Genomic DNA, 1,192 nt, shown 5'->3' with positions numbered 1-1,192 from the left:
TTACTGACCTTCTCGGGTCAGGGTCACTCTTGTGTCCACATCGCTGGTTTGGGTGATTTCCGATAGAAGCCACTCTCGGTTGTTAGGGCATGCGATACGGCGACGGCGGTGGAGTTGGTCCGGACGGACGTGCCCGCCGCGAGCAGATACGCCGGCAGGCGGCGGGGATGTTCAGCGACGGGATGAGTGGTGTGCAGGTCGCGGCGGCTTTGGAGATCTCGACCAAGTCGGCGTACGCGTGGCGGCGGGCCTGGACGGCAGGCGGCGATCAGGCCCTGACCTCAAAAGGCGCGCCTGGCCCGGACCCGGTGCTGTCCGACCGGCTGGTGCAGAAGCTGATCGCGGCTTTGGGCGAGGGCCCGGCCGCAGCCGGCTGGGACGAGGACCAACGCTGGACTTTGGCGAGGGTTCGCACACTGATCGGCCGGATGTTCCACATCACCGTCAGCATCGCCACCGTGTCACAGATCCTGCACCGGGCCGGGTTCTCACCGCAGCAGCCGATCCAGCGTGCCGCCGAACGTGACGAGACCGCGATCGAGCACTGGCGCCGCCATCAATGGCCAGCGGTAAAAGAGTCGCGCGCAGACTGGGCGCGTGGATCTGCTTCATCGACGAGTCCGGACTTTCGCTGAGACCAGCCAGGGCCCGCACCTGGGCCCCGCGAGGCAAAACCCCGATCGTCCGGGTCGCCGGCCGGGGCGGGCGCCGCCTATCGGTGGCCGGGCTGGCCGCCTACCGACCGGGAGACCGCACCTGCATGCTCTACCGCCTGATGCTCCACAGGGGACGTAAAAGCGAGCCGAAAGGCTTCCGGGAAGAACACTTCGCCGCCCTGCTGGACGCCGCTCATCAGAAACTGAACGGACCGATCGTGGTGGTCTGGGACGGGCTACCCGCACACAAGTCAGCCAAGATGCGGGCCTGGATCGCCTCTCGCAGCTGGCTGCGGGTATATCAGCTACCGAGCTACGCCCCGGAGCTGAACCCGACAGAGAACATCTGGTCCAACCTCAAACGCAGCATGGCCAACCTGGCCCCCGGCAGCATCACCGACCTGCAGCGGACCACCAAGAACCGCCTCAAAGCCATGCAATACAAACCCACCCTCATCGACGGATTCCTCGCCGCGACCGGACTCGCTCCACCTTGACCCCTGAAAACACCCAGACCCTGACCCCAGAAGGTCAGT

The 1,192-nt window shown here is 65.8% G+C and carries 2 protein-coding genes; both read left to right on the top strand.

Annotation, left to right across the window (positions count from 1 at the left end):
- The first annotated feature begins 89 nt into the window (after window positions 1–89).
- Window positions 90–635, top strand: coding sequence for a winged helix-turn-helix domain-containing protein (locus tag Ahu01nite_RS50040; RefSeq protein WP_203843842.1), 546 nt, complete (start codon window positions 90–92; stop codon window positions 633–635).
- Entirely contained in the window at window positions 560–1,153 is a 594-nt protein-coding gene (locus Ahu01nite_RS50035) for a transposase (protein WP_203843841.1), read from the top strand. Before Ahu01nite_RS50040 ends, Ahu01nite_RS50035 begins: the two co-directional genes overlap by 76 nt.
- The last annotated feature ends 39 nt before the right edge of the window (window positions 1,154–1,192 follow it).

The sequence above is a fragment of the Winogradskya humida genome, assembly GCF_016862215.1.
In the GTDB taxonomy this organism is placed as follows: domain Bacteria; phylum Actinomycetota; class Actinomycetes; order Mycobacteriales; family Micromonosporaceae; genus Actinoplanes; species Actinoplanes humidus.
This window is presented reverse-complemented; position numbering and strand designations above follow the sequence as displayed.

Bases quoted from the DNA above. Each gene is read 5' to 3' on its own strand.
- Ahu01nite_RS50035 (WP_203843841.1), top strand. From the start codon at position 560: ATGGCCAGCGGTAAAAGAGTCGCGCGCAGACTGGGCGCGTGGATCTGC.
- Ahu01nite_RS50040 (WP_203843842.1), top strand. From the start codon at position 90: ATGCGATACGGCGACGGCGGTGGAGTTGGTCCGGACGGACGTGCCCGC.